Genomic DNA, 25,738 nt, shown 5'->3' on the forward strand with positions numbered 1-25,738 from the left:
CGCAGAACGTTTATTTTGACAATGATTATTTCGGAAAATAGTTTCCAGCCCCTGTAATCATCCCGTTGGCGAACATTTATTCTACGCGGACTATTATCGTTCGTTTTTACACGGAAAAAGCAACAAGGCGCCGTTGTTTGAACTCTTTCCATTCTTGTCGTGTTGTAGGAATAGCATTCGGCATACGAGCAACTCACGTCTCTAATTGCGGCCCCCATGTCAGGTTTCTCGATAAAAAGGAGGAAATTCGATCGCACTTTACGTAATATATTCTTACATCAGCGAATTCGTTAACCAGGCCGGGCACGCCCGCGATCGTTCCAAACCCATAGCTTCGCTTGTGATGCGAGGTCATAGCCTCAACCAGCTCAAACATGGTCACTAGGATAGTGGGAGAACCGTGTTATTACGGGGTCCGCCCCCCTACAGCCACCTCTTTCTCCCGGCTATCGTTATCGTAAAACGACCATAAAAAAAAGGCCAACCAGAAAAGACTGGTTAACCTGATAATACGAATGCATTGCTTGCTCTGTGATGAGTTTATTTACGTTGAATATCGCCGCTGCCGCATCGCCTCATACAACAGCACCGTCGAAGCCATCGCCACGTTGAGCGATTCCGAGCGGCCGTGCATCGGGATGATCATCCGCGTATCGACCTGTGCGAGCGCCGCTTCCGACAGGCCGTGGGATTCGCTGCCGAGCAGCAGCCAGGTCGGCCCGCTCCAGTCGTAGCTGTAGCATGTCGCCGTCGCCTGCAGGCTCGTCCCGACGAGATGAATGCCGCGCTTCTTCGCTTCCGGCAGCAGCTCTGCCAGGTCGCCCTCGATCACGGGCAGATGGAACAGCGAGCCCATCGTCGAGCGCACCGTCTTCGGATTGTACAGATCGACGCAGCCGCGGCCGAGAATGACGGCATCCGCGCCGACGGCATCCGCGCTTCGGATAATGGTGCCAACGTTGCCCGGATCGCGCACCCCGTCCAGCACGACGACGAGCGAATCGGGCTTATACAGGGACGCATCGCCCGCCTTCGGTTTGGCGACGACGCCGAATACGGGCGGCGGCGAATCCGTGCCCGTGCATTTCGCCATAATGGCGGGCGTCGCTTCGATCAGCTCGCAGTCGGTTTGTCCAAGCAGCGTTCTCAGCTCGGCCGGTACGCCGCGCTCGGCATCGATGACGATCGTCTCGACGTCCGCGCCCGCAAGCAGCGCCTCCTGAACCAGGTGTACGCCTTCGATCAGGAAGCGTCCTCCACGGTCCCGGTGCTTCTTCTCCAGGAGCGCCGCCATCGCTTTCACTTTTTCATTTTGCAGCGAAGTAATGCTTGCCGTTCGATTATTCTGGTTCCTCACGTCTCTATTCAGCCTTCCGCATACGAAAGTTCTAATTCGGATAAATCTTCGGTCTTGCCGACGATGACGAGCACGTCGCCGTCCCGGATGACGTCCTCGGCGTTCGGCGAGATCGTGACATTGTCCGTACCGTGTTTGATCGCAAGCACATTGCATCTGAACTTGGGCCGGATTTCGAGCTGCATGAGGTTCCGTCCGATCGTAAAGCGCGGCGCCTTCATCTCGACGATGCCGTAATCGTCGGAGAGCTCGATGTATTCCAGAATGTTCGGCGAGATCAGATGATGCGCGACCCGCAGCCCCATGTCCCGCTCGGGGAACACGACCTTGTTCGCGCCGATCTTGTCCAGCACTTTGCCGTGCAGCGCATTCTGCGCCTTCACGATCAGCTCCGGCACGCCCAGCTCCTTCAGAATAAGCGACGTCAGAATGCTGGCTTGAATGTCTTCGCCGATCGCCACGATCACGACGTCGAAATTACGCAAGCCAAGCGAGCGCATCGCTTCCTCGTCGGTGGAATCCGCCGCCACCGCATGGGTGACCCAGTTGGATACCTCTTGTATCCTCTGCTCGCTCGCATCGATGGCCAGGACATCGAAACCCAGCTTGGACAGCTCTTGCGCTACGCTGGATCCGAACCGCCCCATGCCGATCACGGCGTACTGCTTCTTCGTTTTCGCCAACCCATGACCCTCCCGCAACGATAATCAAGTTAGCTTATTATAGCATAACTTCCGGGGATAACCGAATCGCGCCGCTTATGAAATCCCCTCCGATGGGAGATATTAATCGGGAAATCAGGTGATGGAGGGATAGGTTTGAACAATCTTGATTTGCGGCAAGCAATCGTCCGTCGAGTCCAAAATAAATCCGGCGAGGAATTGACCGACGTCATCGACGGCTCCATCGGCGCCGATGAACGGGCACTGCCCGGTCTTGGCGTCCTGTTCGAAATGATCTGGCAGGACAGCAAGACGCCCGAGCGAAACCGGATGGTCGAGCTCTTATACAACCATCTGCATCAAGATGCCGCGTCCGCGCCTCCAAGTCCCAGCTAAACTTATAGCGATTCCCGATAAGCAGCATTTCCCGCATGCAGCCGCGCTCGCGGCATGCGCTTAATACGCAGCAGCAAGCGCCAACATCCCGTTCGGCGCTTCTGCGCATGCCTGCGTTTCCCGCTGTCTCCGGCAACAACTCGCTCCTCGCGTTCCGTACAGTCCGACAACGACGCCCGATTCTTCAATCCGACGCCCGCGATTCAGGTACGAATACAGCTAGGCTTATTCTTCCTCGCGCTTCGCTTTCTCATGTAAACCGACCACGCGCTTCGTTGCAACGCCAATCGCTTCATGCAGCGCAAACAGCCTGTCCATCGGTAATGGACAGGCTGCCGTTCGTTCTGTATGCGTGATGCAGCTCTTCGATTAAGAAACCGTACTCTAGCCTTACAGCGCCGGCATCGGCTCAGGGCGCTCGCACGTGCTCTCCATGATGTAGTGCTTGCCGCCCTGCGACGCGTCATGGAAGCCATGCATCGCTTCCAGCACGTGATAGGCCATCGCCCCGTTCGCGCGGTGCTGGCCGCCCTCGCGGATCGCGCGCGCCATGTCGGCTACGCCGATGCCGCGGTTATTGTCGGTGTTGGCATGCGTCAGCGGTACCTCTTCCCATTCGCCGCCCAGACGGCGAAGCTTCACCGTTCCGCCGAACGTGTTCGGATCCGGCACGAGCAAGGAGCCGGCGCTCCCATGAACCTCGATGTTCGGCAGCGACGTGCCGGCCTTCGTATCGAAGCTCGTGATGAGCGTGCCGACGGCGCCGCTCTCGAAATCGAGGACGCCCGCGATATGCGTCGGCGTCTCGACCTTCATCACCTTGCCGTTCTTCTTCTCGCTCGTGATCGTCCGCTCCGGATAGGAGATGACCGCCGAGCCCGTCACTCGGCGAATCGGACCGAGCAGCGTAATGAACGCCGTCAGATAGTACGGCCCCATATCGAACATCGGGCCGCCGCCGACTTCGTAGAAGAATTCCGGATCCGGATGCCAGCCTTCGGGACCGCCGCCCATCATGAAGCCGGACACGGAAATCGGTTGGCCGATCGCGCCGTCGTCGATCAGCTTGCGGCAGGTTTGGATGCCGCCGCCGAGGAACGTCTCCGGCGCGCTTGCGACGCGAAGCCCTTTCGCGGCTGCCAGCTCCAGCACTTTACGGCCTTCCTCGCGGGTAACGGCAAGCGGCTTCTCGACATAGACATGCTTGCCGGCTTCGAGCGCCTGCAGGCATACGCTCGCATGCGCTTTCGGGAACGTCAGATTGACGACGATTTCGATTTCGGGATCCGCCATCAGCTGCTCCACGGTATAAGCTTTGGACAGGCCGAATTCCTCGGCGCGCATCTTCGCGCGCTCCAGATCGATGTCGGCCGCGGCCACCAGGTCGATCTCCGGATATTTCTTCAAGTTCGTGAAATAAATTTGGCTGATGTTGCCGCATCCGACAACGCCGACTTTTACAGGTTGCATATGCTGTAATCTCCTCTGCTCCGATAATAAAATGCAAGCAGCCTGCCCATGACGGGCAGGCTGCAGCCCTACCTGCAGTATACGCTATCGTACGTCAATGTACGAAATTTTTTCGCTCGCACGCGAGAATTAGCTCGACTGCGTCTCCAGCTCCGGCATCGGCTCGGGACGCGAGCATGTGCTCTCCATCTTGTAGTGCTTGCCGTCGCGGGATGCATCGTGAATGCCGTGCATCGCTTCCAGCACGTGATACGCCATTTCGCCGTTCGCGCGGTGCTGGCCGCCCTCGCGGATCGCCCGCGCCATGTCAGCCACGCCGATGCCGCGGTTGTTGTTCTCGTAACCGTGCGTGAGCGCGATTTCTTCCCAGTCGCCGCCGGCGCGGCGCAGCTTGACGGTGCCGCCGAAGCCGTTCGGATCCGGTACGAGCAGCGTGCCCGCGCTGCCGTGCACTTCGATGTTCGGAAGGGTAGTGCCCGCTTTCGCGTCGAAGCTCGTAATCAGCGTGGCGATCAGGCCGTTCTCGAAATCGAGCACGCCGGTAATGTTCGTCGGCGTTTCGACGACGATTGTCTGGCCGCGCTTCTTCTCGCTCGTGATCGTCCGCTCCGGATACGAGATGCGCGCGGAGCCCGTTACGCGGTTGATCGGGCCGAACAACGTAACGAACGCCGTCAAGTAGTACGGCCCCATATCGAACATCGGGCCGCCGCCGATCTGATAGTAGAACTCCGGATCCGGATGCCAGCTCTCGTGGCCGCCGCCGATCATGAAGCCCGTCGCCGATACCGGCGTGCCGATCGCGCCGTCGTCGATCAGCTTGCGGCAGGTTTGGATGCCGGCGCCGAGGAACGTCTCCGGCGCGCTTGCCACGCGCAGCCCTTTGGCTGCGGCCAGCTCCAGCACCTGCTTGCCTTCCTCGCGCGTAACGACGATCGGCTTCTCGACGTAGACATGCTTGCCCGCTTCAAGCGCCTGCAAGCATACCGACGCGTGCGCTTTCGGAATCGTCAAGTTGACGACGATTTCGATCTCGGGATCCGCCAGCAGCTGCTCGACGGTGTACGCTTTTTCCAAGTTAAACTCGGCAGCGCGGGCTTTCGCGCGCTCGATATCGATATCGGCCGCAGCGACAAGCTCGATCTCGGGATAGGTTTTCAAGTTCGTAAAATAGATATGGCTGATATTGCCGCAGCCGATAATGCCTGCTTTAACTGGCTTCATGATGGAATCCTCCTAGAATGGTTCGAATGGATGAGGACCGGATTAACGGGCGGCCCAGAGGAAGCCGCGGCGCATCAGTTCGAGCGTCTGCGGCATGGCGACGATATTCGCCTGGTGTCCCAGCGAGTTGTAGTACACGCGGCCTTGGCCCCATGTTTTCGTCCAGACGACCGGCATTTTCACGTCGCCGAAGTTCGTCGTCGCGTGAACCTTAACCGCCGGATCGACATGCATGTAGTACTGCTCGGAGATCACTTCGAAATCGCCGATGCCGCTCGTCAACGGCTCGTTCTCGTCAACCAGGTTGACGTCGTAGCGAACGCCGTCATTACCCGGATGCGCGACCCATTGGCCGCCGACCATGAATTGGAAGTCCGTCTCGTTGCGGAAGGCGTCGCCCATGCCGCCATGGCAGCCCGCGATGCCGCAGCCCGCGTTGACCGTATCCAGCAAAGGACGAAGCTGTTCTTGCTTGATTTGGCCCATCGTCCATACCGGCACGATCAGGTCAAGGCTCGCCATCAGCTCCGCATTCTCGAACGACTCCAGCGTATCCGATACCGTTACGTCGAAGCCTTCCTCGCGCAGCAAGCCCGTGAAGATCTCCCCGACTTCCTTCGGCTGATGGCCGTCCCATCCGCCCCATACGATCAATGCTTTTCTCATGTCAAAACCATCCTCTATGATTAGTTGAAATAAGTTCGATTAACGCAGCTCCGAGATCGCGACCCAACGGCGCTCCTCGATGGACTTGTCGACCGCTTCGAGCACCGCTTGGCATTCCACGCCGTCCGCGAAGTTCGGAACCGGCTGGCGGTCTTCCGCGATCGCATTCATGAACTCGACCATTTCATGCGTGAACGTATGCTCGTAACCGATTGTATGACCCGGCGGCCACCAGTTCTGGCTGTACGCGTGCGCGGCATCCGTCGCCAGCACGCGGCGGAAGCCCTGCACGTCGCCCTCGTCGTCGGCGAAGAATACCTGCAGCTCGTTCACCCGCTCGAAGTCGAATTTGATGCTGCCTTTGCTGCCGTTGATCTCGAACGAGTTCGTGCAGCGATGGCCCTGCGCGAAGCGCGTCGCTTCTATGCTGCCGAGAGCGCCGTTCGCGAAGCGAGCGAGGAACAGCGTCGCGTCGTCGACGGTCACTTCGCCCTTCGGCGCTTCCTTATCGGCTTTCGCGGTGAGTCCGCCGGTCGTCGCCGTCAGCAGCGGACGCTCCTTGACGAACGTTTCGCTCATGCCGATCACTTCGTTGAATTCGCCGACGAGGAAACGGGCCATGTCGATGACATGCGCGCCAAGGTCGCCATGGGCGCCGGAGCCGGCAATGTCCTTCTGCAGACGCCAGACGAGCGGGAATTCCGGATCGACGATCCAATCCTGCAGGAAGAAGCCGCGGAAATGATAGATTTTGCCGAGGCGGCCTTCTTGGATCAACTTCTTCGCCAGCTGGACAGCCGGAGCGAAACGGTAGTTGAAGCCGACCATATGCTTGACGCCCGCTTTCTCGGCCGCATTCAGCATTTCGATCGAGTCCGCCAGATTCAGCGCAAGCGGCTTCTCGCAGAAAATATGTTTGCCTGCCTTCGCGGCGGCAATGGCGATTTCCTTGTGCGCGTCGCTCGGCGCATTAATGTCCACGACATCGATATCGTCGCGTTCGACAAGCTTGCGCCAGTCGGTCTCGGCGCTCTCCCAGCCGAATTGCGAGCGTGCCTGCTCCAGGCCTGCGGCGTCGCGGCCGCAAATCGCCGTCATCTGCGGGCGCGTGACGTTCGGGAAGAACATCGGCATGGCGCGGTAGGCGTTGCTGTGCGCTTTCCCCATAAATTTATAACCGATCATCCCTATGCGAATATTGCTCATCGTACAATTCCACCTCTCATCAGATTTGTTGGCAAGCAAGTCCGAATGCGCGTCAGGCTTTCTTCGCGTCTTCCGCCGAAGAAGAAGCGCGTTCAATCAGTTTGACCGGCAGTTTCACCGCGAAGGCTTCCGCGTCCTCGGTATTCGTCACGATGTCCAGCAGCTTCGAAGCGGCTTCGCAGCCAATCTCGAAGAACGGCACGCGAATCGACGTCAGCGGCGGATCCGTCATGCGCACGATGTCGGAATCGTCGCAGCCGATAAGCGCGATTTCTTCGCCGACGCGGATGCCCAGCTCCTTCAAGCCTTGCAGCAATCCGATCGCCATCCGGTCGTTCGCGGCAATGACGGCGTCGATGCGTCCTTCGCGCACGAGCGCTGCAACCGCTTTCGCTTGCAAGTAGCCGCTCTTGCGGCTGTAGTTGCCCAGCAGCACGCGCTCCGGCAGGAACGACAGCCCGGCCTCCTCCAGCGCTTGACGGTAACCGAGCAGCCGATCCTCGCTGTTGGAGTATTCCGATGGTCCGTTCAAGAAGCAGATCCGGGTACAGCCTTGCGATACCAAATGCCGAACCGCATCGATGCTGCCCGTCCGTTGATCGGCATCCACCGAGTTGTAGGCTTCGCCTTCAAAACGCTGGTTGACGAGACAGAACGGGTAATGGCCTTGTTTCAATTCAGCTAAGGCTTCACGTTCGGACGGCGTATCCTGCGCACCGACGATGATGCAGCCGTCGATTTTCTGGGTGCGAAATAAATTGGCGTAGTCTCTAGGCTCGTGAGGTTCGCGAAAAAGCAGCAACAGGTCATATCCGCGCTGTTTGGCCGTCATGCCGATTCCGCTCAGCACTTCGGAAAAATAATACGTCGAGAACAAATTCACTTTCGGCAGCATCGGCAGGATAACGCCCAGATTGCCGCTCTTTCGCAGCGCGAACCGCTGCGCAAGCGCGCTCGGCACGTAATTCAACTGCTGCGCCGCCTCGAGAACGCGTCTCGCCGTTTCTTCCTTTACAGCCCCTCCGCCGCTAAGCACGCGCGAAACCGTCGCCTCCGACACGCCGGCAAGCTCAGCGACCTTTTTACGGATAAGTCCTTCCTCCCGTTCTTCCTAAAGATTGTCATGTACACGCGTACATTTTCTCATGACCGTCAAGTCTTGTCAACGAAGAATCTTGTCTATTGATGTAACTATATAGGCGATGGTTCCAATTATTTTTGTAAACCTTTGTAAATGCGATGAGCCGCTATTCCATGCCGATCAATGCCGCGCGGTTGTCGCGCTCCATCGCAGCGGTTAGCCCGACGAGGCGCGGCGATGGATCCGGCAGGACGATACACGATACGACGATACACGATACTAAGCCCAAAAAAAGACCTCGCGCCCGTACATCTACGGAAGCGAGGTCTTCTTCGTCGTCTTAAGGCGCCATCTCCAGAAACCTGGAGGTCGGATTCTTATCCATGGCCGTGCGCATGGCGTATTCGTTCTCGAACAGCGCCACGTAGTTGTCCTTCTTATCCTTCACGAGCGTCGAGTTGATCCGGTATTTGGACGGATCGATCTTGTCGTCGACGATCCAGCGCGCGAATTGGAACGGCATCCGGTGCAGCATAATGTCTACGCCGTACTCAGCGCGCATCCGATGCTCGAACACCTCGAATTGCAGCTGGCCGACAACGCCGAGAATCGTCTCGTCGAAGCTGCCCGTGGAATGGAACACCTGAATGGTGCCTTCCTCCGTCAGCTGGTCGATGCCCTTCTGGTACTGCTTATGCTTCAAGGCATTCTTGACGGTCACCTTCGCGAACAGCTCCGGCGAGAACGTCGGCAGCTCGTCGAAGACGATCTCGCTGCCCTGGGATAACGAATCGCCGATCCGGAAGATGCCGGGATCGAACAAGCCGATAATGTCGCCCGGATACGCGTTCTCGACGATATCGCGGTCCTGCGCCAGGAATTGCTGCGGCTGCGACAGCTTGATGTCCTTGCCGTTGCGTACGTGGCGAACCGTCATGCCGCGCTCGAACCGGCCGGAGCAGATGCGCAGGAACGCGATCCGGTCGCGGTGGGCCGGATTCATATTCGCCTGGATTTTGAACACGTAGCCCGAGAACTTCTCGTTCGTCGGTTCCACCGGACCGCTTGTGCTTTGGCGCGACGTCGGCGCCGGCGCAAGCTGCAGGAAATTCTCAAGGAACGTCTGCACGCCGAAGTTGTTCACGGCGCTCCCGAAGAAGAGCGGCGTCAGCTCGCCCGCGCGGACCTTGTCATAATCGAACTGATCGCCCGCGACGTCCAGCAGCTCCAAATCCGCGATCAGCTGATCGGTCAGATAGTCGCCGGCCATCTCGCGGATATGCGGATCGTTGTAATCCGCGACCTTCTGCACTTCGATCGTCGAATGGTCGTTGCCCCGGAAGAGCTCTACCTGGTTCTTCATGCGGTCGTAGACGCCGCACAGCTCGCGGCCCATGCCGATCGGCCAGTTCATCGGAACGGCCCGGATGCCGAGCACGCGCTCAAGCTCTTCCATCAGATCGAACGGGTTTTGGCCTTCGCGGTCCAGCTTGTTAATGAACGTGAAGATCGGAATGCCGCGCCGGCTGCAGACCTGGAACAGCTTGATCGTCTGCGCCTCGACGCCTTTCGCGACGTCGATCAGCATGACCGCGCTGTCCGCGGCCGTCAGCGTCCGGTACGTGTCTTCGCTGAAGTCCTGGTGACCGGGCGTATCCAAAATATTGACGCGGTGGCCGCTGTAATCGAACTGCATGACGGAAGACGTAACCGAAATCCCCCGCTGCTTCTCGATTTCCATCCAGTCGCTCGTCGCATGACGGCTCGCTTTGCGCGCCTTGACCGATCCCGCTTCGCGGATCGCGCCTCCGAACAGGAGCAGCTTCTCCGTCAGCGTCGTTTTCCCCGCATCGGGGTGAGAAATAATGGCGAACGTGCGCCGCTTCTCGACTTCTTGCTTGATTTCATCCGCAATTGTTTTGCTCATGATAGTTCCCTTCGTCCCTTTTACATGCCGCCGGTCGGGAGCGTGCAGGCTGAAAGCCGCATCGATTCCCGCAAGCTTAAGCGGCGCAATGACCCTGCAATAACTGCCTGGCGCGATATCCATCGATCGCAGCCCTTCCAAGATAATGACGTTGTTGCGATTAAATGAGCGCGGCGGCCGCAGCCGCCAATTGTCCCCGAACGATGGTCTCGATTGTTCCGCGATCCTTCAGCATATGCAGCGGTGCGCCTGCGTGCGTGCCGCAGCCGATGCGGCAAGCCGGGGCTTGGTTGTATACGGCCCAAGCGGCCAAGCCTCTTCGCTATCATCGCTGCGCACCGCTATCGTCAATCGATGATGCAGATACATAACCGGCCCGCTCAGCCCCTGCGCTTCGCCAATCGTTTCGCTATTTCGGACCGCCCGAAATCCAGATCACATTGTCTTCCGCCTGCCCGTTGACCGGCCACCAATGGAAACCGTCCTGGGCGAGCAGCTTGTCGGTGCGCTCCGGCCCCCACGATCCCGCGGGATAGAGCTGCAAGCTCGCGCCGCCGTCTTCGCGCCAAGCGTCGGCGATGCGGTCCACGAACGACCACGCCTGCGCGACTTCGTCCCAGCGGGTGAAGTAGGTCGACTCGCCGCGGGCCGCGTCGTAGATCAAACGCTCGTACGCTTCCGGCGTATTGATGCCGACCTGGCAGCTTTGGCAGAATTCCATCGATACCGGCTGCACGACGTTGTCGACGCCAGGCTTCTTCGCATTGATTTTAATATAGATGCCTTCCATCGGGTTCACCCGGATGACGAGCAGGTTCGGCGCCAAATCGTGGCGGTTCGCGAACAGGATGTTGTCCGGCACGTTCTTGAATTCAATGACGACTTCCGTCGTCTTCACCGGCAGCCGCTTGCCCGTGCGGATATAGAACGGAACGCCCGCCCAGCGGAAATTGTCCACGAATACGCGCGCCGCGAAATACGTTTCCGTCGCCGACTGCGGATTGACGGAATCCTCCTGGCGATAGCCCGTCAGCGGCTTGCCTTTGCTCTCGCCTTCGCTGTATTGGCCGCGGATCACGTTCGCCGCCACCGCTTCGCCCGATTCGAACGGACGCAGCGAGCGAAGCGCCTTCACCTTCTCGTCGCGAATGTCTTCGGGATGCAGACGGCTTGGCGGTTCCATGGCGATCATCGACAGCATCTGCATCATATGGTTCTGAACCATGTCCCGCAGCGCGCCGGACTTATCGTAATAACCGCCGCGCTCTTCGACGCCGACCGTCTCCGACAGCGTGATTTGCACGTTGGCGATATGCTTATTGTTCCACAGCGGCTCGAAAAATGCATTGGAGAACCGGAGCACTTCGATATTTTGCACCATTTCCTTGCCCAAGTAGTGGTCGATCCGATAGATCTCCTCTTCCTTGAACACTTGGCTCAGCTGCGCGTTCAGCTTGCGGGCCGATTCCAGGTCGTAGCCGAACGGCTTCTCGATGACGAGGCGGTTCCAGCCATGCGAGTCCAGCATGCCGCCGTCGCGCAGATTGAACGATACCGGTCCGAACAGCTCGGGCGCAAGCGCCAGATAGAACAGCCGATTGCCCGGAATGCCGAACTGCGCGTCCAGTTCCTTCGACAGGCGGTCCAGCTCGCGGAATCCGTCAACGTTGTTGATGTCGAGCGACATATAGACGAAATGGGATGCGAAGCGTTCCCACTTCTCGGCGTCCTCCACCTTATACCGGCAAAATTCGGCGATCGATTCGTGAACGTCGGCGCGGAATTGTTCGTTCGTGCGCGGTCTGCGCGCAAGGCCGACAACGGCGAAATCCTCGGCCAGCTTGCCTTCCTTATATAAGCTGAAAAGCGCAGGGAAAAGTTTGCGGCGAGCCAAATCGCCGGTCGCCCCAAACAAATAGTAAACCGCACCTTCTGCGGCTATGGTTTCGTGTTTGTTCACTTCGGTCATTCCCTCATTCTCTCATATGTATTTTTATGCATCGGTTGACAAGAAGCTTTTAATGTAGTTTAGCATAACAAGCGGTTAGATGCTATTCATCGGAACATAAAAAAACGCGGTGCCAAACCAAAACTTTCACTCCTGCTGCCGTGCATAATCGCCGGTTATAAGCGGCACCCCGATAACCAATTCCGGCGCTTCGCCAGCCTTCGGAACCGACTCGGCGATCTGCAAATTCACCGGCTGCTCCCCGCTCTGCACCTTGCTTCCCAGCTTGTCGCTGAAATACGTCAAGCTGCTCGTGCTGCCGTCCTTGTAAGCTTCCGCTTCCTTGGCGGAAGCAATCTTCGCGATCTGTGCGCCCGCTCCGTCCCCGGCCGCGGTTCCTTTGACGGTGAAGCCGCCCCGAAGCTCGATCTCCTCGTGCTCGATCGCCTTCTCCACGCTGCCGACCTCGCTCAGAATCGCCTGCTTGTCCGCATGATCCGGCGCGTCCAGCAGCAGGACGACGTCGTAAAGCGCATTCTCGGCTTGCGCGGAAGACAGGTTCGTGTCCTTGTCCGCTACCTTGTTCGTGTCCTTGCCAGCAACCTCGCCGGTTTTGCCGTCGGCATCCGTATCGGCCGCTTGCTCCGCAGCTTGCTGCGAATGGATCCACAGCGTCAGTTTATAGGTCGAATCCGAGGCGACCACGTCGATCGAGCCGCTCCCTTCGGACAATGGACCGCTTAGCGGAATGCCGAGACCGGACGCGAGACGTTTCGCCTCCTCCAAGCGGGCGGACCCGTCCCAGCGGAACGTCCATTGCGCGAGCTGCGCGCCGCCGGCGAACTCCGGATCGCTCCACGTCCAGACGGCTTCGAGGTCGGCGCGCAGCGGATGGTACGGTTCCGCGCCTTGTCCGCCCCTGCCGTTCGCAACGGCCCAGACGATCGCTCCGGCAAGTATGAGCAGCGCCGCGAAAACGCCGGCTTGCGGAAACCGCTTGCGTTTCATCGACCGAATCGGAATCAATTTCGGAGACTTTTCATCCATGCACATCCACTCCTCGCTCAGCTTCTATTGCAGGGCGAATTGGGTATCTATCCATACGCATCCGCCGCTGGGTGAATACACTGTCACAAGGTGAAACGACTCAGGGTCTTCCCTCTGGGGGCGCGCGTTTCATTCCGGAGAAGTCCATGCAGAGCCCTGGATTTCATAAACAGCCAGAGGAGGTGTCAACAGCCTAGATGGAACAAATTTATCCGTTGCAAGAAGATCATATCAAGCAGTTTTGCGGCATGGCGGTTTGCGTTGTCACGACGGAGGGTAAACGACATTTCGGCGTCTTGAGCCGCTGTCATGAAGGACGGATCATGCTGAACGAACGCGCGGAAGCGGCTGCCAATGCGACCGTCGGCGTTCAACAACAAGGCAAATTAACGAATCAGAAGAGCAAGAAGCAGAAGAAAGGCAAATCGACGGCAGAAAGCAAGCCGAAGGAAACCGCGCAAACGCAAGCCTATTATCCCTACGATCCGTATTATAGCGACTATTATGGATACGGCGGCTGGTTCGGCGAGGCGGCTGCTTTCGAGCTGGCCTCGATCGCTTTCCTGTTCCTGCTCATTTAAGCGCTTCTCGAACGCCCGGGCCTTACGCTCCCTGAGCGGGACTCGGGCTCTGGTTGTGCCGGGGCTTGTCCGCTCGATTGCCATCGAATGCCTTCGATTGCCTTCGAATGGCTTCGAAAGCCTTCGAATGCCGAGCGTCATGATTTCTTGCAGCTTTTCTGCACGAAGTGCGACGGCGCATCGACGGCAGTCAACCTCAGGCCGTGCGGCACGAACGGTTCGGCTGTAAACAAGGTCGAGGGAGGATTGGAAAACGGCCTGCTTGAAACGAATCGGATCACGTTCTGCAACATTATTCCTGCCTGTTTGGTACAACGCCGCATTTATCTGGTATGTTTAGAATAACACAATCCGTTGTCGGAGGCGATTGCTATGGTAATGCCGTACTCGGTACCGGCTGTCTTCGGAACCGTTCGGCGCTCGAACGAGCCCGTTATCCCTGTTGAGAGATACGCGATGTATCCGTATGTCTATGACGATCTTTACGGTTACCTGAACAATGGCGCCGGCAAGGCGAAGAAGGCGCGGATGTCCAGACCGGCATACGCCGACCTTCCCGCTTCCATGCCCGCAGCAGCGCGCGCATCGCTGCTGGCCGCATTGGAAGCCGCGGACGCCTGGCTTGCGCAATGCCACGCGATCGAAGAAACGTTGTCCGCGCTCTTGCTGCGCCGTTCCTCCGTCTTTGCGAAGCGCAGCGTAATCGCGGACGGGGAAGTTATCGGCCGCGCCGGGAACGAGGCTCCGATCGGACCATTCACTCTTCATGTCGCGTCGGTCGCGCGCCCCCAGCGCAATATCGGCTTTGACGTCATGCCCTTCGCACCGTCCGTTATTCCGCCGGGCATACATCGCGTGAACTTCTCGGGCAGCTTCGGCGAACGGCTGCTGACCATTCCCGTACAGCACGGGGCCTCCAATATCGCCGTCCTGCGAAAGCTGCGCGATGCAGTGAATGCCGGCGAGCTCGGAGTTATCGCCGGGCTGGAGACGGAGCCGCAGTCAGGCATCGTGCGTCTGGAGCTGCGCGCGGAGCATCCCGGAACGGAGCATGCGTTCAATCTCGAGGATGCCGGCGGGAGCAGCCTTGTCGGCAGCAGCGGCATCGGACGCGTGGCGTCCGCCGCTTCCAATGCCGTATATGCCGTGGACCAAGAAGCCTTCGAGAGCGCTTCCACGAATGAAATAACGCTCCTTAACAATCAGATCATGCTTGATTTGACCTTTGCGGACCGCGCCGCCGCCATCGCCGTCCGCGTGGTGCCCGATCTCTCCTTCGCTTCGGAACAGCTGCGCGCCTTAGTCGAGGGCGTCAATACGCTGCGTGCCGTCCATGGCCAGGCCCGGGGCGGCCTTGAGCCGTCGTTCATGCGCAGCATCGAAGCGGCGATAGCGCATGGCGGCGCACTGACAGCCGGGCTGCGGCGGATCGCGGACGGCTCCTGGCAGCTGGATGAAGGACAGCTGCTGGCTGCGGCAAGCACGCAATTCGAGGAGCTGCAGCTGCAGCTCACGGGACGCAGCGGATTCGCCGCCGCATTTGCAGAGGAGCTGCGGCGCATGACAAGCCTGCCGACTGAGGCGCTGATCAACGTCAAGGCGAGCGCGTTTCGACCGTTTGCGCGTTACGGCGCATCCTCCGAGCTTTACTTGCAGGTGCGGCTGAGCGGGTTTCATGTGAATGGCGTTTTGTAGGCTGCGGGATGGTATCGTCGAGTCTCTGGATTACGGAACGAGATGCGGAACCGAGATATTGGGCCGGATGCTGGACAGGCTATGGAACCGAGCTGCAGACCGCGATACAAGACCGGATTACTGGAACGAATTCAGTACGGAGCCACTGTCCATGATAGAAGTTCTGGTTAAGAGATCGAAATGCGGAACCGGGCCGCTGGTCTTGATCTATGATCAGGTTACAAGATCGGATTACGAGGCGAATCCACTAACCGCAGTAGAAGCTCGGATACAGAATGGGGCTACGGACCGATTCAAGCTCCAGAAACTGACTGCGGTACAAGCCCGGGAACCCGTTCCTCCCTAGAGTACAATAACCTCCACAATCTCGCCGGCGGCGGCGCCTTGCGGGCCCGCTTGAAGGCGAATCAAACCGTCCGCGGCGGGAATGGACGCCATCATGCTCGATTTGCCCCAAGCGAGCGGCTCCGCATAGAGCGTGCCGTTCCCGGTATAAAGTCGCGCCCGGACGAATCGTTCATGCGGGCTTCCTTTGTCGATGCTGCCGGCCAGCCTGGCCGTCGCCTGCTTCGGCCTTGCCGCCGCTTCGGTTACGCCCTGCAAGCGCAGCAGCGCGGCCCGCGCGAACAGCTCGAAGCCGACGAAGCAAGCCCCGGGGTTGCCCGACAGCGCGAGCAGCAGCTTGCCGGACACGATCGCCGCGGACGTCGGCGCCCCCGGCCGCATCGCTGCCTTGTTGAACAGCAGCCGGCTGTCCTGCGGGAGCAGGTCCGCCTGGGGCGGCGCGGTTGCTTGCCACCCCGCTTCCTCCGAGGCAGCTCCGCCTTCCGCCGCCGCAGACGAGCGCTCGATGGACCGGAGCAGGCTCGCCATCACATCATAATCGCCGACCGACACGCCGCCGGTCGTAACGATCAGGTCGCAATGCAGCAGCGCGCCCGCGATCGCTTCGGCCGCCGCGCCGGGCTCGTCCGGCACGCGGCCGAGCTGGACCGGCACGCCGCCGTGCTGCGCAACGAGCGCGGCCACCATCGCGCTGTTGCTGTCGCGGATGCGGCCGGGCGCAAGCGGCGCCTCGACCGGCAGCAGCTCGGCGCCGGTCGCGAGCACCGCGACGCGCGGCCGCACGAACACCGGCACATGGGCATAGCCGAATGTGCCGAGCAGAGCCAGATGGCCCGGCCGCAGCAGCTCGCCGGGCCGCGCGAACGCGCTGCCGCAGCGGAACTCCTCGCCCCGCGGCGCGATGTTCTGCCCGGGCACGGCGGCGCTCCGCACCTGCACCGCCGGCTGCCCGCCAACCCGGGCGTCCGCCGTCTGCTCCAGCATGACGACGGCGTCCGCCCCCGGGGGCACGGCGCCGCCCGTCATAATGCGAACGGCGGTGCCCGGTGCCACGTCCGCCGGGGCGAGCCCGCCGGCGGCGACCGTGGCCGCTACGCGCAGCGTCGCCGGCGAGCCCGGCGACGCCTGCGCCGTATCCGCGCTGCGGACGGCGAATCCGTCCAGTCCGGCCCGCGCGAAAGGCGGCCAGTCCGTCGTCGCGCAGACCGCCTCCGACAGCCGCCGGCCGCCGGCCTCCCACAGCGCCACGGATTCCCGCCGCCCCGGCTCGGCCGCCTCGATGACGAGGCGCATCGCCTCGTCGACTTTAATGGCGCGCCTGCGAAACCGCGCCTCTCCTTGCAGATGCCCTTCGCTCATGCTTCCTCCGCTAACGATGCTTCGGTATTTTCTTTCCATTGTATCAGAATACGGCGAAGGCGTGGATACGCCATATGGTATAATCGACCCTATCGACTGACCGATTCGAAAGGAGCAATGAGGCCTTGAACTCCTTGGACTTCTCGCAAACCGCGAACAACCCGGCGCAGCCGGAACGCGTGCCGTTCGTGATCCAAATCGTCGGCTACAAGAACAGCGGCAAAACCACGCTGATCGCCAAGCTCGTCCGGCGCCTGAAGCAAGCGGGCTTGATCGTCGGCACCGTCAAGCACGACGCCCACGAGTTCGACATGGACAAGCCCGGCACGGATACGTGGAAGCACCAGGAAGCCGGCGCGGACATGACCGCGATCAGCTCCGCCTCCCGCAGCGCGATCATCAGCAATCGGCCAGAACCGCTCTCGGGCTTGCTTGCGCATATGCGGCATGCGGATGTCGTGCTTGTCGAAGGCTTCAAGCAAGAGCATCATCCCAAAATCATCCTGCTGCGCGAGACGAACGATCGCGAGCTGCTCGGTCTTAGCGAACCATGGATAGCCATGCTGTGGCCAGAAGCGGAGCCGCTTCGCGCGGAGCTGACTTGCCCTGCCTTCACGATCGACGACGACGCGCATATCGCATCGGAAATTCGCAAGCGGCTGACACCGCGACCGCGATAACCGGCTCTTACCGATCCCCGTCGATTGCATGCCCAACACAAAAAAAGACGCTCCCAATAAGCGTCTTCTCTCTGCCTCTGTCGATGAAGCACGGCCGAAATCCCGGCTTCGTCGCCAATTCCAAACGTCTCGCGCGAACCCATGACGCCGGTCATTCACGTCATTCACATGCAATAATTAATCGACAAGTCCTTGTTTATGCGCATAAATCGCCGCCTGCGTCCGGTCTTCCACGCCCAGCTTCGCAAAAATATTCGTCACATGGAATTTAACCGTCTTGATGCCGATGAACAGCTCTTCCGCGATTTCCTGATTCGACAGGCCTTTGCCGACGCATTTGAGCACGTCCATTTCCCGATCCGTCAGCTGTTCGTGCAGCGGCTTTGCCGCTTCCGTCTTCGGCTGGCGGAAACGGTTCATCATTTTGGCGGCGACTTGCGATTCCAGCACGGATTGACCGCGCGCCGCGGCGCGGATCGCTTCGGCGATTTCGTTCGCGCGCGACGTTTTCAGCAGATAGCTGAACGCGCCCGCCTCGATGACCGGATACATTTTGCTGTCGTCCAGGTAACTCGTCAGCACGATGACCTTGCAATCCGGATACAGCTCCATCAATCGCCGGGTCGTCTCCACGCCGTCCATGCCGTCCATCACGAGATCCATCAGAACGACGTCGGGCAGGTATGCCTGCGCCAGACGGATGCCTTCCTGGCCGTTGCTTGCCTCGCCTACGACTTCAATGCCATCCTCGGTGTTCAGCACGGCCGCCAGACCGATACGCACCATTTCATGATCGTCGACCAGCAGTACTTTAATAGGCTGTTCGATGCTGTCCATTTGTTCGATCGCTTCCATTCGGTGATAGTCCTCCTCCGTCATGGGATGCCGACGGCACCCGTATATCGATGATAACGCCATTGCCCGGCGATGTAATCAGCTTCATGGAGCCGCCCAATTCATTCACGCGCTCTTCCATGGTCAGCAAGCCGTACGACGTTTGCTTCTTCTCCTCCGCATGGAAGCCGACGCCGTTGTCTTGAACCGTCAATCGCACGAAATTGCCTGCCTGCTGCAAATAAATGTTCAGCTGGTCCGCCTTGGAATGCCGCAGCGAATTGGATAGCGCCTCCTGGGCGATCCGGAACAGATGATCCTCCGCTTCTCCGCCAAGCTTCACGGCGACGTCAGCTTCCAGCGTAATCGTCATCGGCACCTTCTGCTTCAGCTCGTCGACGAGACTGTGAAGCGCCTGGCTCAGATGCTTCCCGTCCAGATGCACCGGCCGAAGATGCAGCAGCAGCGCGCGCATTTCCGATTGCGCCACGGATGCCATCTCCTCGATAAGCTGCACCTGACGTTTCGCGCGCTCCCAATCCTTCTCCAGCGTCCGGCTGACCGCCGTAGCCGTCATGGAGATGGCGAACAGCTGCTGGCTGACCGCGTCATGCAGCTCGCGCGCCAGACGTTGGCGTTCCTCGATGACCGCCGTGAACCGCACCTGCTCCGTCCATGCCTCATCCTCTTCGGACAGTTCATCCTGCCCATCGCTGGCGCCGGCATCTCCCGGAATGGTAACGCGCTGCCGTTTGCGCCGCTGTTGATCCGAGAGCCGCTTGAGCGCTTCGCGCAGCTTCACGCCTTGCAAATAACTATACACCGCGGCAAAAACGAGCGCCGTCGCGATGACCGTCAATCCGATCAACGCCGCCTTGCTTTGCAGGGCAAACAGCTTCAAGTAACCGGTCCCCTGCAGCACGAGCACGCTCAGTCCCAGAATCACGAACAGCCACAGCACGGTCTCCGCTACATTGCGCCGTTTATCGGCAGCCTGGACGAGCGCCGCCGGCGGATTGCCGGGATAAGTAACCGGCGGACCGGCCTGATCGGGAAGCATCTCCGGGCTTTCGGCCGGAACCTTCGGTTCTTCGCGGCGGTAAGATGATGAATCGCTCAAGGCCCTCCTCCTTCCTATGTATGAACGCGCCAAAACATGCCGTAGGCCGATGCCGGCGAAGCGCATCGACCAACGCGAGTGAAACGGCTGTCGCCGTCCTTAGACGGCGCAGCGGGTTCCATTCCGATGAAATATAAGCTTTGAAGCATCGTGCGTACGGTTAGTTCTTATATTTCGAGGCATCGTGTTCCTTTATTCCATCCTACGTTATTCGGCTGTGGGCGGGTTCAGGCGATTCTTGAGCGCTTGCAGCTGTTCTTCGACTTGCAGCTGCTTGGAAGGATCGACCGGACGTGCCGCCGCCGAAGGTCCGTTGTAGGAGCCGAACGGTACGCGCATGACGTCTGCTTCCGCTTCCAATTGCATGATCTTCTCTTCCATCCGGCCGAAGCCGCGCGACGCATTGCCGCTTTCGATCGTGTGCACCGCGGTTACTTGCGCCATTTGCTTCTTCGCCTTCGCCATTTGAGCGCGGGCCGCAAGCTCATTGCGCTTGTTGCGAAGCTGGTAGTATTCGTCCTTCATGCCATGCAGCTGGTTCATCAGCTCTTCGGCTTGCGCCTTGGCGCTTACGTGCAGCTCCGTGAATTCGGCCGTCTTCTGGTCGAAGAAAATCTTCTCTTCCAGCAGCTTGCGTGCCAGCTCTTCCTGACCGGCGCGAAGCGCCGTCTCGGCTTTCGACTCGCGGTCGGCGCCGCTTCTTACCGCCTCCTCCAGACGCTGCAGCATCCGGCGTTCGTTCGCCATTTGCTTCGCGACCGTCAGTTCCGCCGCATGAATCTCGGCCTCCATGTCGCGCAAATATTGGTTCAGCATGACAACCGGATCTTCCATTTTATCCAACAGCTCGTGAATCGAAGCTTTCGTCATATCTTTCATACGTTTGAAAATACTCATTGTTACACATCTCCCTTCTCGTGTTTGGCCAGTTTTGAGCGAAGCTCTTCAATTTCCTTCTTCAGCGCGCGTTTCTCCAAATCTTCCATCATCGCATCGATGTTCGTAGAAGCATGCGCCTGCGTTTGCGCGGGCGGCTTCTGCCATGTCGGCCCGGGTTGGGACGGTGATCCGTAAGAGCTTCCGTAGGAGCTTCCGCCGAATCCATTGCCTTGACCTTGGCCGTTGCCGTAATTGCTGCCGCCGTTGTACGGTCCATGGTTATGGCTGTTCCAACCGCCGCCGTATCCGCTTGGACCGTGTCCGTAGCCGCCGTCGAATTCATACGGATTCTTCGGAACGACCAAGCCGGCCAAAATATATACCAGGATCAATGCGCCGCTCGTAAAGACCGTGACGACGATCAGCAGAATCCGCACCAGCGTCGCATCGACATTCAGCATCTCGGCAAGTCCGCCGCAAAGGCCGAACAACTTCTTATCGCGTCGCGATCGATACAGCTTCTTCATTGCGATTTCCATCCTTCCTGCTGCAGCTTGCGCTTCAATTGCTCCATCTCGCGCTCAATCGTATTTTGTACGGTCTGGCCGGTGTTCGTGATCCATTCCTGGCCGGCCTTGCGCAAGTCGCGGAGACTGCGGGCTTCAAGCTCCATATCGCTGATTTTCTCATCAAGCCGGCGAAATATGCCGGATGACTGTTGACCCGGCGCGGAGTTGAACACGCCGTTCTGCGCATAGCGCTCGTTCAAGCGCTGCTGCAGCCGAAGCGATTCCATCCGTGCCGCGAAATATTCCCGTTTATCGTAAACGCTCTGATACTCGCTGCGCAGCTCACGAAGCTGCTCTTCAAGCTCTCTGATGCTGTGCGCGGCTTGCTCGTACAGCCCGCGGTATTGTTCGGCGCGCTCCTCGCTGGACGCTTTCTCCATCAAGGCGATTCTGGCGACGTGATCCTCGCCTGCTTTCAAGGCGATAATCGCTTGCTGCTCGCGTTTTTCTTTCAACTGTTCCGCTTGCTGCCACTGCGCCTTCAGATGATTGCCGTGTCCGGCGCACTGCTGATACAGCTTCTCGGCTTGAATGATTTCTTCCCGCGTCGACCATAGAAACTGATCGATCAGCTTGACGGGATCCTCGGCCTTCTCCAGCCGCTCATTCAGCGTCGCGACCGTCATATCCCTCACTCTTCGCATAATGCTCATTGCTTGATCCTCCTTCGTTCCGAACGTTAACGATTATTGCAGCCAAGCCGGTCGTTTTCTTACGATCGTTAGCACCGTGTCAGGACGGTTTCGATTAGATGCGCTTCCCTTGATTCTTGAACAACGTTATGCCGCCTACGATCAACACGACCGCGATCAGAAGCGAGAGCAGGCCGAACAGTTTCGGGAGAAGCATCAGACCGCCTACGACGATCAGAATCGAGCCGATAATTTTGCTTTCGTTGCGAATCCCGACTACGCCCAGACCAATCAGGATGAAGGGCATCAGAAGTCCAACGATCCAACCCAGATGAATACCTAGAAACTTCATGACCATCAATCCGCCGAATACAACCAATATTGCGCCAAGTGCATTTCTTCCGTTCATGTCATTTCACCGCCTTTCCATTCGTTCAACGTTAGTAACTCTTACGAGCCCTGCCTTGCTTTTGATTCGTTTCTTGCTTATGTCCTTATTGTAGGTTGTTTTGCCGCGCTTCAAAACGGACCCGCGACGGTATTTCACCCTAGACCTCAGGCGGGGAGCCTGCAGACCCTTAGACGGAACAACCCACCAACGCCCGCCGCTGCCGCCCTTCGGACACTCCTCATCACAGTAGAAGGCCTGCAAAGATCAAATGTCTCAGAGGCCTGACAACTCCCTGCTCCGAAACCGCTTACAGCTTGAAAGCCAGTTGGACGCGATTCATCCGAATCACGATGATCTGAATACGTTCATTCAACGCCAGCCGCCGCGGTTATCAAGTAAAATGAAAAAACGCCGATTGGACTAGATCCAATCAGCGTCTATAGTTCTCACAATTTAAAGTAAAGTTGGTGCCGGTGAGAGGACTCGAACCTCCACGGTTTCCCTCACGATTTTGAGTCGCGCGCGTCTGCCATTCCGCCACACCGGCTTACTTTATGGCGTGCCCTAAGAGATTCGAACTCCTGACCTTTTGATTCGTAGTCAAACGCTCTATCCAGCTGAGCTAAGGGCACATGTTGTAAAAAATTGTGGAGGCGCCACCCAGACTCGAACTGGGGGTAAAGCTTTTGCAGAGCTCTGCCTTACCACTTGGCTATGGCGCCAGATTAAAAATGGAGCGGAAGACGGGAATCGAACCCGCGACCCTCGCCTTGGCAAGGCGATGCTCTACCGCTGAGCCACTTCCGCACAATGGCTGGGGATCTAGGATTCGAACCTAGGGAATGACGGAGTCAAAGTCCGTTGCCTTACCGCTTGGCTAATCCCCAACACTGTATGACGTTTGAATTCTCGAGTTGAATGGGGCGACCGATGGGAATTGAACCCACGAATGCCGGATCCACAAACCGGTGCGTTAACCACTTCGCCACGATCGCCATGCAACGATTGAATTCATTTGGCAGGGGCAGCAGGAATTGAACCCACACTAACGGTTTTGGAGACCGCTGTTCTACCTTTAAACTATGCCCCTAAGATGTAAATGGTGGAGGATGATGGATTTGAACCACCGAACCCGAAGGAAGAGATTTACAGTCTCCCGCGTTTGGCCACTTCGCTAATCCTCCATAAAAAACTGGTGCCGGCGATAGGAGTCGAACCCACGACCTACTGATTACAAGTCAGTTGCTCTACCAACTGAGCTACACCGGCATATGATTCATTGCTTGTCTGAAATGGTGGCTCGGGACGGAATCGAACCGCCGACACGAGGATTTTCAGTCCTCTGCTCTACCGACTGAGCTACCGAGCCAAGCATGGTTATAATGGCGGAGCCGACGGGATTCGAACCCGCGGTCTCCTGCGTGACAGGCAGGCATGTTAGGCCTCTACACCACGGCTCCACATTATAGTTCTCGGTATGACACCGAAGGTAATTGGTTGCGGGGGCAGGATTTGAACCTGCGGCCTTCGGGTTATGAGCCCGACGAGCTACCGAGCTGCTCCACCCCGCGATAGTATGAAATGATTCATGGTGGAGGCTGAGGGGATCGAACCCCCGACCCTCTGCTTGTAAGGCAGATGCTCTCCCAGCTGAGCTAAGCCTCCATATTTGAGCGACAAGTAATACTATAACTCATTCATGCTGCTCAATGCAAGTCTTTTTTTGAAGACTTTTGAAGAAAATGGTGACCCGTAGGGGACTCGAACCCCTGTTACCTCCGTGAAAGGGAGGTGTCTTAACCACTTGACCAACGGGCCTTATTCGTATGGGGCCCCCGAAAAGTAATCGGAATAACCTCCAACTCGCCACTTCACTTTTTGGGGTGAAAATGGCGGAGAGCGAGGGATTCGAACCCTCGATACGCGGTTAACGTATACACGATTTCCAATCGTGCTCCTTCGACCACTCGGACAGCTCTCCATAAATGGCTCCCCGAACAGGACTCGAACCTGTGACAACTCGATTAACAGTCGAGTGCTCTACCAACTGAGCTATCAGGGAACAATATTCAATTCAGGCAATTTACACCCTGAAAACTGGATACGAACCTTTGCGAAAGGTATTCATTAGCTAAAGAGCATGCATGTTGGATAAGCCCTCGACCGATTAGTATTCGTCAGCTCCACGCATTGCTGCGCTTCCACCTCGAACCTATCAACCTCGTCGTCTTCAAGGGGTCTTACGTACTGGGAAATCTCATCTTGAGGGGGGCTTCACGCTTAGATGCTTTCAGCGCTTATCCCGTCCGCACTTGGCTACCCAGCGGTGCTCCTGGCGGAACAACTGGTACACCAGCGGTGCGTCCATCCCGGTCCTCTCGTACTAAGGACAGCTCCTCTCAAATTTCCTACGCCCACGACAGATAGGGACCGAACTGTCTCACGACGTTCTGAACCCAGCTCGCGTACCGCTTTAATGGGCGAACAGCCCAACCCTTGGGACCTACTTCAGCCCCAGGATGCGATGAGCCGACATCGAGGTGCCAAACCTCCCCGTCGATGTGGACTCTTGGGGGAGATAAGCCTGTTATCCCCAGGGTAGCTTTTATCCGTTGAGCGATGGCCCTTCCATGCGGTACCACCGGATCACTAAGCCCGACTTTCGTCCCTGCTCGACTTGTAGGTCTCGCAGTCAAGCTCCCTTATGCCTTTGCACGCTACGAATGATTTCCAACCATTCTGAGGGAACCTTTGGGCGCCTCCGTTACATTTTAGGAGGCGACCGCCCCAGTCAAACTGCCCACCTGACACGGTCCCTGTACCGGATCACGGTACCAGGTTAGAACTCCGATACGATCAGGGTGGTATCCCAACGATGCCTCCACCGAAGCTGGCGCTCCGGCTTCCTAGGCTCCCACCTATCCTGTACAGATCGTACCAAAGTCCAATATCAAGCTGCAGTAAAGCTCCATGGGGTCTTTCCGTCTTGTCGCGGGTAACCTGCATCTTCACAGGTATTAAAATTTCACCGGATCTCTCGTTGAGACAGCGCCCAAGTCGTTACGCCATTCGTGCGGGTCAGAATTTACCTGACAAGGAATTTCGCTACCTTAGGACCGTTATAGTTACGGCCGCCGTTTACTGGGGCTTCGGTTCATAGCTTCGGGTTGCCCCTAACCACTCCCCTTAACCTTCCAGCACCGGGCAGGCGTCAGCCCGTATACTTCGCCTTACGGCTTCGCACAGACCTGTGTTTTTGCTAAACAGTCGCTTGGGCCTTTTCACTGCGGCCCCCTCGGGCTATTCACCCTACCGAGGCACCCCTTCTCCCGAAGTTACGGGGTCATTTTGCCGAGTTCCTTAACGAGAGTTCTTCCGAGCGCCTTAGCATACTCTGCTCGCCTACCTGTGTCGGTTTGCGGTACGGGCACCTTCGCCTGGCTAGAGGCTTTTCTTGGCAGCCTGAACGCATGACCTTCGCTACTGCAATTTTCGCTCCCCATCACAGCCCAGCCTTACGATGCGCGGATTTGCCTACGCACCAGCCTCACTGCTTGGACGGGCATCCATCAGCCCGCGTCACTATCCTTCTGCGTCACCCCATTGCTCGTAACGGCTTACGGTGGTACAGGAATATCAACCTGTTGTCCTTCGACTACGCCTTTCGGC

The 25,738-nt window shown here is 58.3% G+C and carries 22 protein-coding genes, 16 tRNA genes and 1 rRNA gene (1 of these 39 cut by a window edge); 4 read left to right on the forward strand and 35 right to left on the reverse strand.

Features of this window, described 5'->3' with window-relative positions:
- Positions 1–544: 544 nt before the first annotated feature.
- The gene (locus GXP70_RS24775) at positions 545–1,294 is read right to left on the reverse strand and encodes a TrmH family RNA methyltransferase (RefSeq protein ID WP_162360668.1); all 750 of its coding nucleotides are present in this window, start codon (positions 1,292–1,294) and stop codon (positions 545–547) included.
- Positions 1,295–1,365: 71 nt separating this feature from the next.
- Positions 1,366–2,040, reverse strand: coding sequence for a potassium channel family protein (locus GXP70_RS24780; protein WP_263864042.1), 675 nt, complete (start codon positions 2,038–2,040; stop codon positions 1,366–1,368).
- A 135-nt stretch (positions 2,041–2,175) separates the two neighbouring features.
- On the opposite strand from GXP70_RS24780, the gene GXP70_RS24785 reads away from it, so the two are divergent.
- The gene (locus GXP70_RS24785; protein ID WP_162359299.1) at positions 2,176–2,415 is read left to right on the forward strand and encodes a small acid-soluble spore protein SspI; all 240 of its coding nucleotides are present in this window, start codon (positions 2,176–2,178) and stop codon (positions 2,413–2,415) included.
- Positions 2,416–2,805: 390 nt separating this feature from the next.
- Here GXP70_RS24785 and GXP70_RS24790 read toward each other — a convergent pair whose 3' ends face one another.
- The 9 genes from GXP70_RS24790 to GXP70_RS24825 form a co-directional block, all read right to left on the reverse strand.
- A complete protein-coding gene (locus tag GXP70_RS24790; RefSeq protein ID WP_162359300.1) occupies positions 2,806–3,885 on the reverse strand; it encodes a Gfo/Idh/MocA family protein in 1,080 nt (359 codons plus the stop codon).
- A 129-nt stretch (positions 3,886–4,014) separates the two neighbouring features.
- Positions 4,015–5,109 (reverse strand): Gfo/Idh/MocA family protein, encoded by a 1,095-nt coding sequence (locus GXP70_RS24795; protein WP_192043390.1) that lies wholly within the window; start codon positions 5,107–5,109, stop codon positions 4,015–4,017.
- A gap of 42 nt (positions 5,110–5,151) precedes the next feature.
- On the reverse strand, positions 5,152–5,775 hold the full coding sequence (locus GXP70_RS24800; RefSeq protein ID WP_162359301.1) for a ThuA domain-containing protein: 624 nt from the start codon (positions 5,773–5,775) through the stop codon (positions 5,152–5,154).
- Positions 5,776–5,814: 39 nt separating this feature from the next.
- Positions 5,815–6,981 (reverse strand): Gfo/Idh/MocA family protein, encoded by a 1,167-nt coding sequence (locus GXP70_RS24805; RefSeq protein ID WP_162359302.1) that lies wholly within the window; start codon positions 6,979–6,981, stop codon positions 5,815–5,817.
- A gap of 52 nt (positions 6,982–7,033) precedes the next feature.
- Positions 7,034–8,041 (reverse strand): LacI family DNA-binding transcriptional regulator, encoded by a 1,008-nt coding sequence (locus GXP70_RS24810; RefSeq protein ID WP_263864043.1) that lies wholly within the window; start codon positions 8,039–8,041, stop codon positions 7,034–7,036.
- Between the two features lie 187 nt (positions 8,042–8,228).
- Positions 8,229–8,351 carry a hypothetical protein gene (locus GXP70_RS30105; RefSeq protein WP_263864044.1) on the reverse strand — a complete coding sequence of 41 codons (123 nt, stop codon included), beginning with the start codon at positions 8,349–8,351 and terminating at the stop codon, positions 8,229–8,231.
- 51 nt (positions 8,352–8,402) lie between these two features.
- Complete coding sequence (locus tag GXP70_RS24815; RefSeq protein ID WP_162359303.1) at positions 8,403–9,989, reverse strand: peptide chain release factor 3; 1,587 nt, start codon at positions 9,987–9,989, stop codon at positions 8,403–8,405.
- 409 nt (positions 9,990–10,398) lie between these two features.
- Positions 10,399–11,958 carry a glucose-6-phosphate dehydrogenase gene (zwf, locus tag GXP70_RS24820; protein ID WP_162359304.1) on the reverse strand — a complete coding sequence of 520 codons (1,560 nt, stop codon included), beginning with the start codon at positions 11,956–11,958 and terminating at the stop codon, positions 10,399–10,401.
- A gap of 126 nt (positions 11,959–12,084) precedes the next feature.
- On the reverse strand, positions 12,085–12,984 hold the full coding sequence (locus GXP70_RS24825) for a YwmB family TATA-box binding protein (protein WP_162359305.1): 900 nt from the start codon (positions 12,982–12,984) through the stop codon (positions 12,085–12,087).
- A gap of 197 nt (positions 12,985–13,181) precedes the next feature.
- Here GXP70_RS24825 and GXP70_RS24830 point away from each other — a divergent pair, with 197 nt between their 5' ends.
- Entirely contained in the window at positions 13,182–13,565 is a 384-nt protein-coding gene (locus GXP70_RS24830) for a hypothetical protein (RefSeq protein WP_162359306.1), read from the forward strand.
- A 372-nt stretch (positions 13,566–13,937) separates the two neighbouring features.
- Positions 13,938–15,260 (forward strand): hypothetical protein, encoded by a 1,323-nt coding sequence (locus tag GXP70_RS24835; RefSeq protein WP_162359307.1) that lies wholly within the window; start codon positions 13,938–13,940, stop codon positions 15,258–15,260.
- A gap of 342 nt (positions 15,261–15,602) precedes the next feature.
- On the opposite strand, the gene GXP70_RS24840 is transcribed toward GXP70_RS24835, so the two are convergent.
- Positions 15,603–16,964 (reverse strand): molybdopterin molybdotransferase MoeA, encoded by a 1,362-nt coding sequence (locus tag GXP70_RS24840; RefSeq protein WP_192043391.1) that lies wholly within the window; start codon positions 16,962–16,964, stop codon positions 15,603–15,605.
- A 125-nt stretch (positions 16,965–17,089) separates the two neighbouring features.
- Between GXP70_RS24840 and mobB the strand changes: the two genes are divergently transcribed.
- Positions 17,090–17,644, forward strand: a complete 555-nt coding sequence (mobB, locus tag GXP70_RS24845) for a molybdopterin-guanine dinucleotide biosynthesis protein B (protein ID WP_162359308.1) — start codon at positions 17,090–17,092, stop codon at positions 17,642–17,644.
- A 177-nt stretch (positions 17,645–17,821) separates the two neighbouring features.
- On the opposite strand, the gene GXP70_RS24850 is transcribed toward mobB, so the two are convergent.
- The 23 genes from GXP70_RS24850 to GXP70_RS24960 form a co-directional block, all read right to left on the reverse strand.
- Positions 17,822–18,499: a response regulator transcription factor gene (locus GXP70_RS24850; RefSeq protein ID WP_162359309.1), complete on the reverse strand. Its 678-nt coding sequence runs from the start codon at positions 18,497–18,499 to the stop codon at positions 17,822–17,824.
- Positions 18,456–19,598 carry a sensor histidine kinase gene (locus GXP70_RS24855; RefSeq protein WP_225442547.1) on the reverse strand — a complete coding sequence of 381 codons (1,143 nt, stop codon included), beginning with the start codon at positions 19,596–19,598 and terminating at the stop codon, positions 18,456–18,458. Before GXP70_RS24855 ends, GXP70_RS24850 begins: the two co-directional genes overlap by 44 nt.
- Before the next feature lie 207 nt (positions 19,599–19,805).
- A complete protein-coding gene (locus GXP70_RS24860; RefSeq protein WP_162359310.1) occupies positions 19,806–20,495 on the reverse strand; it encodes a PspA/IM30 family protein in 690 nt (229 codons plus the stop codon).
- A gap of 2 nt (positions 20,496–20,497) precedes the next feature.
- Positions 20,498–21,004, reverse strand: coding sequence for a PspC domain-containing protein (locus GXP70_RS24865; protein ID WP_162359311.1), 507 nt, complete (start codon positions 21,002–21,004; stop codon positions 20,498–20,500).
- Positions 21,001–21,699 carry a PspA/IM30 family protein gene (locus GXP70_RS24870; RefSeq protein ID WP_162359312.1) on the reverse strand — a complete coding sequence of 233 codons (699 nt, stop codon included), beginning with the start codon at positions 21,697–21,699 and terminating at the stop codon, positions 21,001–21,003. The genes GXP70_RS24865 and GXP70_RS24870 overlap by 4 nt, the downstream gene beginning before the upstream one ends.
- Before the next feature lie 94 nt (positions 21,700–21,793).
- Complete coding sequence (locus GXP70_RS24875; protein ID WP_162359313.1) at positions 21,794–22,087, reverse strand: LiaF transmembrane domain-containing protein; 294 nt, start codon at positions 22,085–22,087, stop codon at positions 21,794–21,796.
- Between the two features lie 447 nt (positions 22,088–22,534).
- Positions 22,535–22,616 (reverse strand) — tRNA-Leu (locus tag GXP70_RS24880).
- An 8-nt stretch (positions 22,617–22,624) separates the two neighbouring features.
- Positions 22,625–22,701, reverse strand: a tRNA-Arg gene (locus tag GXP70_RS24885).
- A 16-nt stretch (positions 22,702–22,717) separates the two neighbouring features.
- Positions 22,718–22,791 (reverse strand) — tRNA-Cys (locus tag GXP70_RS24890).
- A 10-nt stretch (positions 22,792–22,801) separates the two neighbouring features.
- Positions 22,802–22,876: transfer RNA gene (locus tag GXP70_RS24895), tRNA-Gly, on the reverse strand.
- Positions 22,877–22,880: 4 nt separating this feature from the next.
- Positions 22,881–22,956: transfer RNA gene (locus tag GXP70_RS24900), tRNA-Gln, on the reverse strand.
- A gap of 32 nt (positions 22,957–22,988) precedes the next feature.
- Positions 22,989–23,064, reverse strand: a tRNA-His gene (locus GXP70_RS24905).
- Between the two features lie 21 nt (positions 23,065–23,085).
- Positions 23,086–23,159: transfer RNA gene (locus tag GXP70_RS24910), tRNA-Trp, on the reverse strand.
- Positions 23,160–23,169: 10 nt separating this feature from the next.
- A tRNA-Tyr gene (locus tag GXP70_RS24915) sits at positions 23,170–23,253 on the reverse strand.
- Positions 23,254–23,262: 9 nt separating this feature from the next.
- Positions 23,263–23,338, reverse strand: a tRNA-Thr gene (locus tag GXP70_RS24920).
- Positions 23,339–23,362: 24 nt separating this feature from the next.
- Positions 23,363–23,438, reverse strand: a tRNA-Phe gene (locus GXP70_RS24925).
- Positions 23,439–23,452: 14 nt separating this feature from the next.
- Positions 23,453–23,529: transfer RNA gene (locus GXP70_RS24930), tRNA-Asp, on the reverse strand.
- A 34-nt stretch (positions 23,530–23,563) separates the two neighbouring features.
- A tRNA-Met gene (locus GXP70_RS24935) sits at positions 23,564–23,640 on the reverse strand.
- An 18-nt stretch (positions 23,641–23,658) separates the two neighbouring features.
- A tRNA-Val gene (locus GXP70_RS24940) sits at positions 23,659–23,734 on the reverse strand.
- Between the two features lie 78 nt (positions 23,735–23,812).
- Positions 23,813–23,887 (reverse strand) — tRNA-Glu (locus tag GXP70_RS24945).
- 72 nt (positions 23,888–23,959) lie between these two features.
- Positions 23,960–24,050 (reverse strand) — tRNA-Ser (locus GXP70_RS24950).
- 5 nt (positions 24,051–24,055) lie between these two features.
- Positions 24,056–24,131: transfer RNA gene (locus GXP70_RS24955), tRNA-Asn, on the reverse strand.
- 85 nt (positions 24,132–24,216) lie between these two features.
- A 23S ribosomal RNA gene (locus GXP70_RS24960) occupies positions 24,217–25,738 on the reverse strand; it runs 1,404 nt beyond the window's last position.

It is taken from the genome of Paenibacillus lycopersici (genome assembly GCF_010119935.1).
In the GTDB taxonomy this organism is placed as follows: domain Bacteria; phylum Bacillota; class Bacilli; order Paenibacillales; family Paenibacillaceae; genus Paenibacillus_Z; species Paenibacillus_Z lycopersici.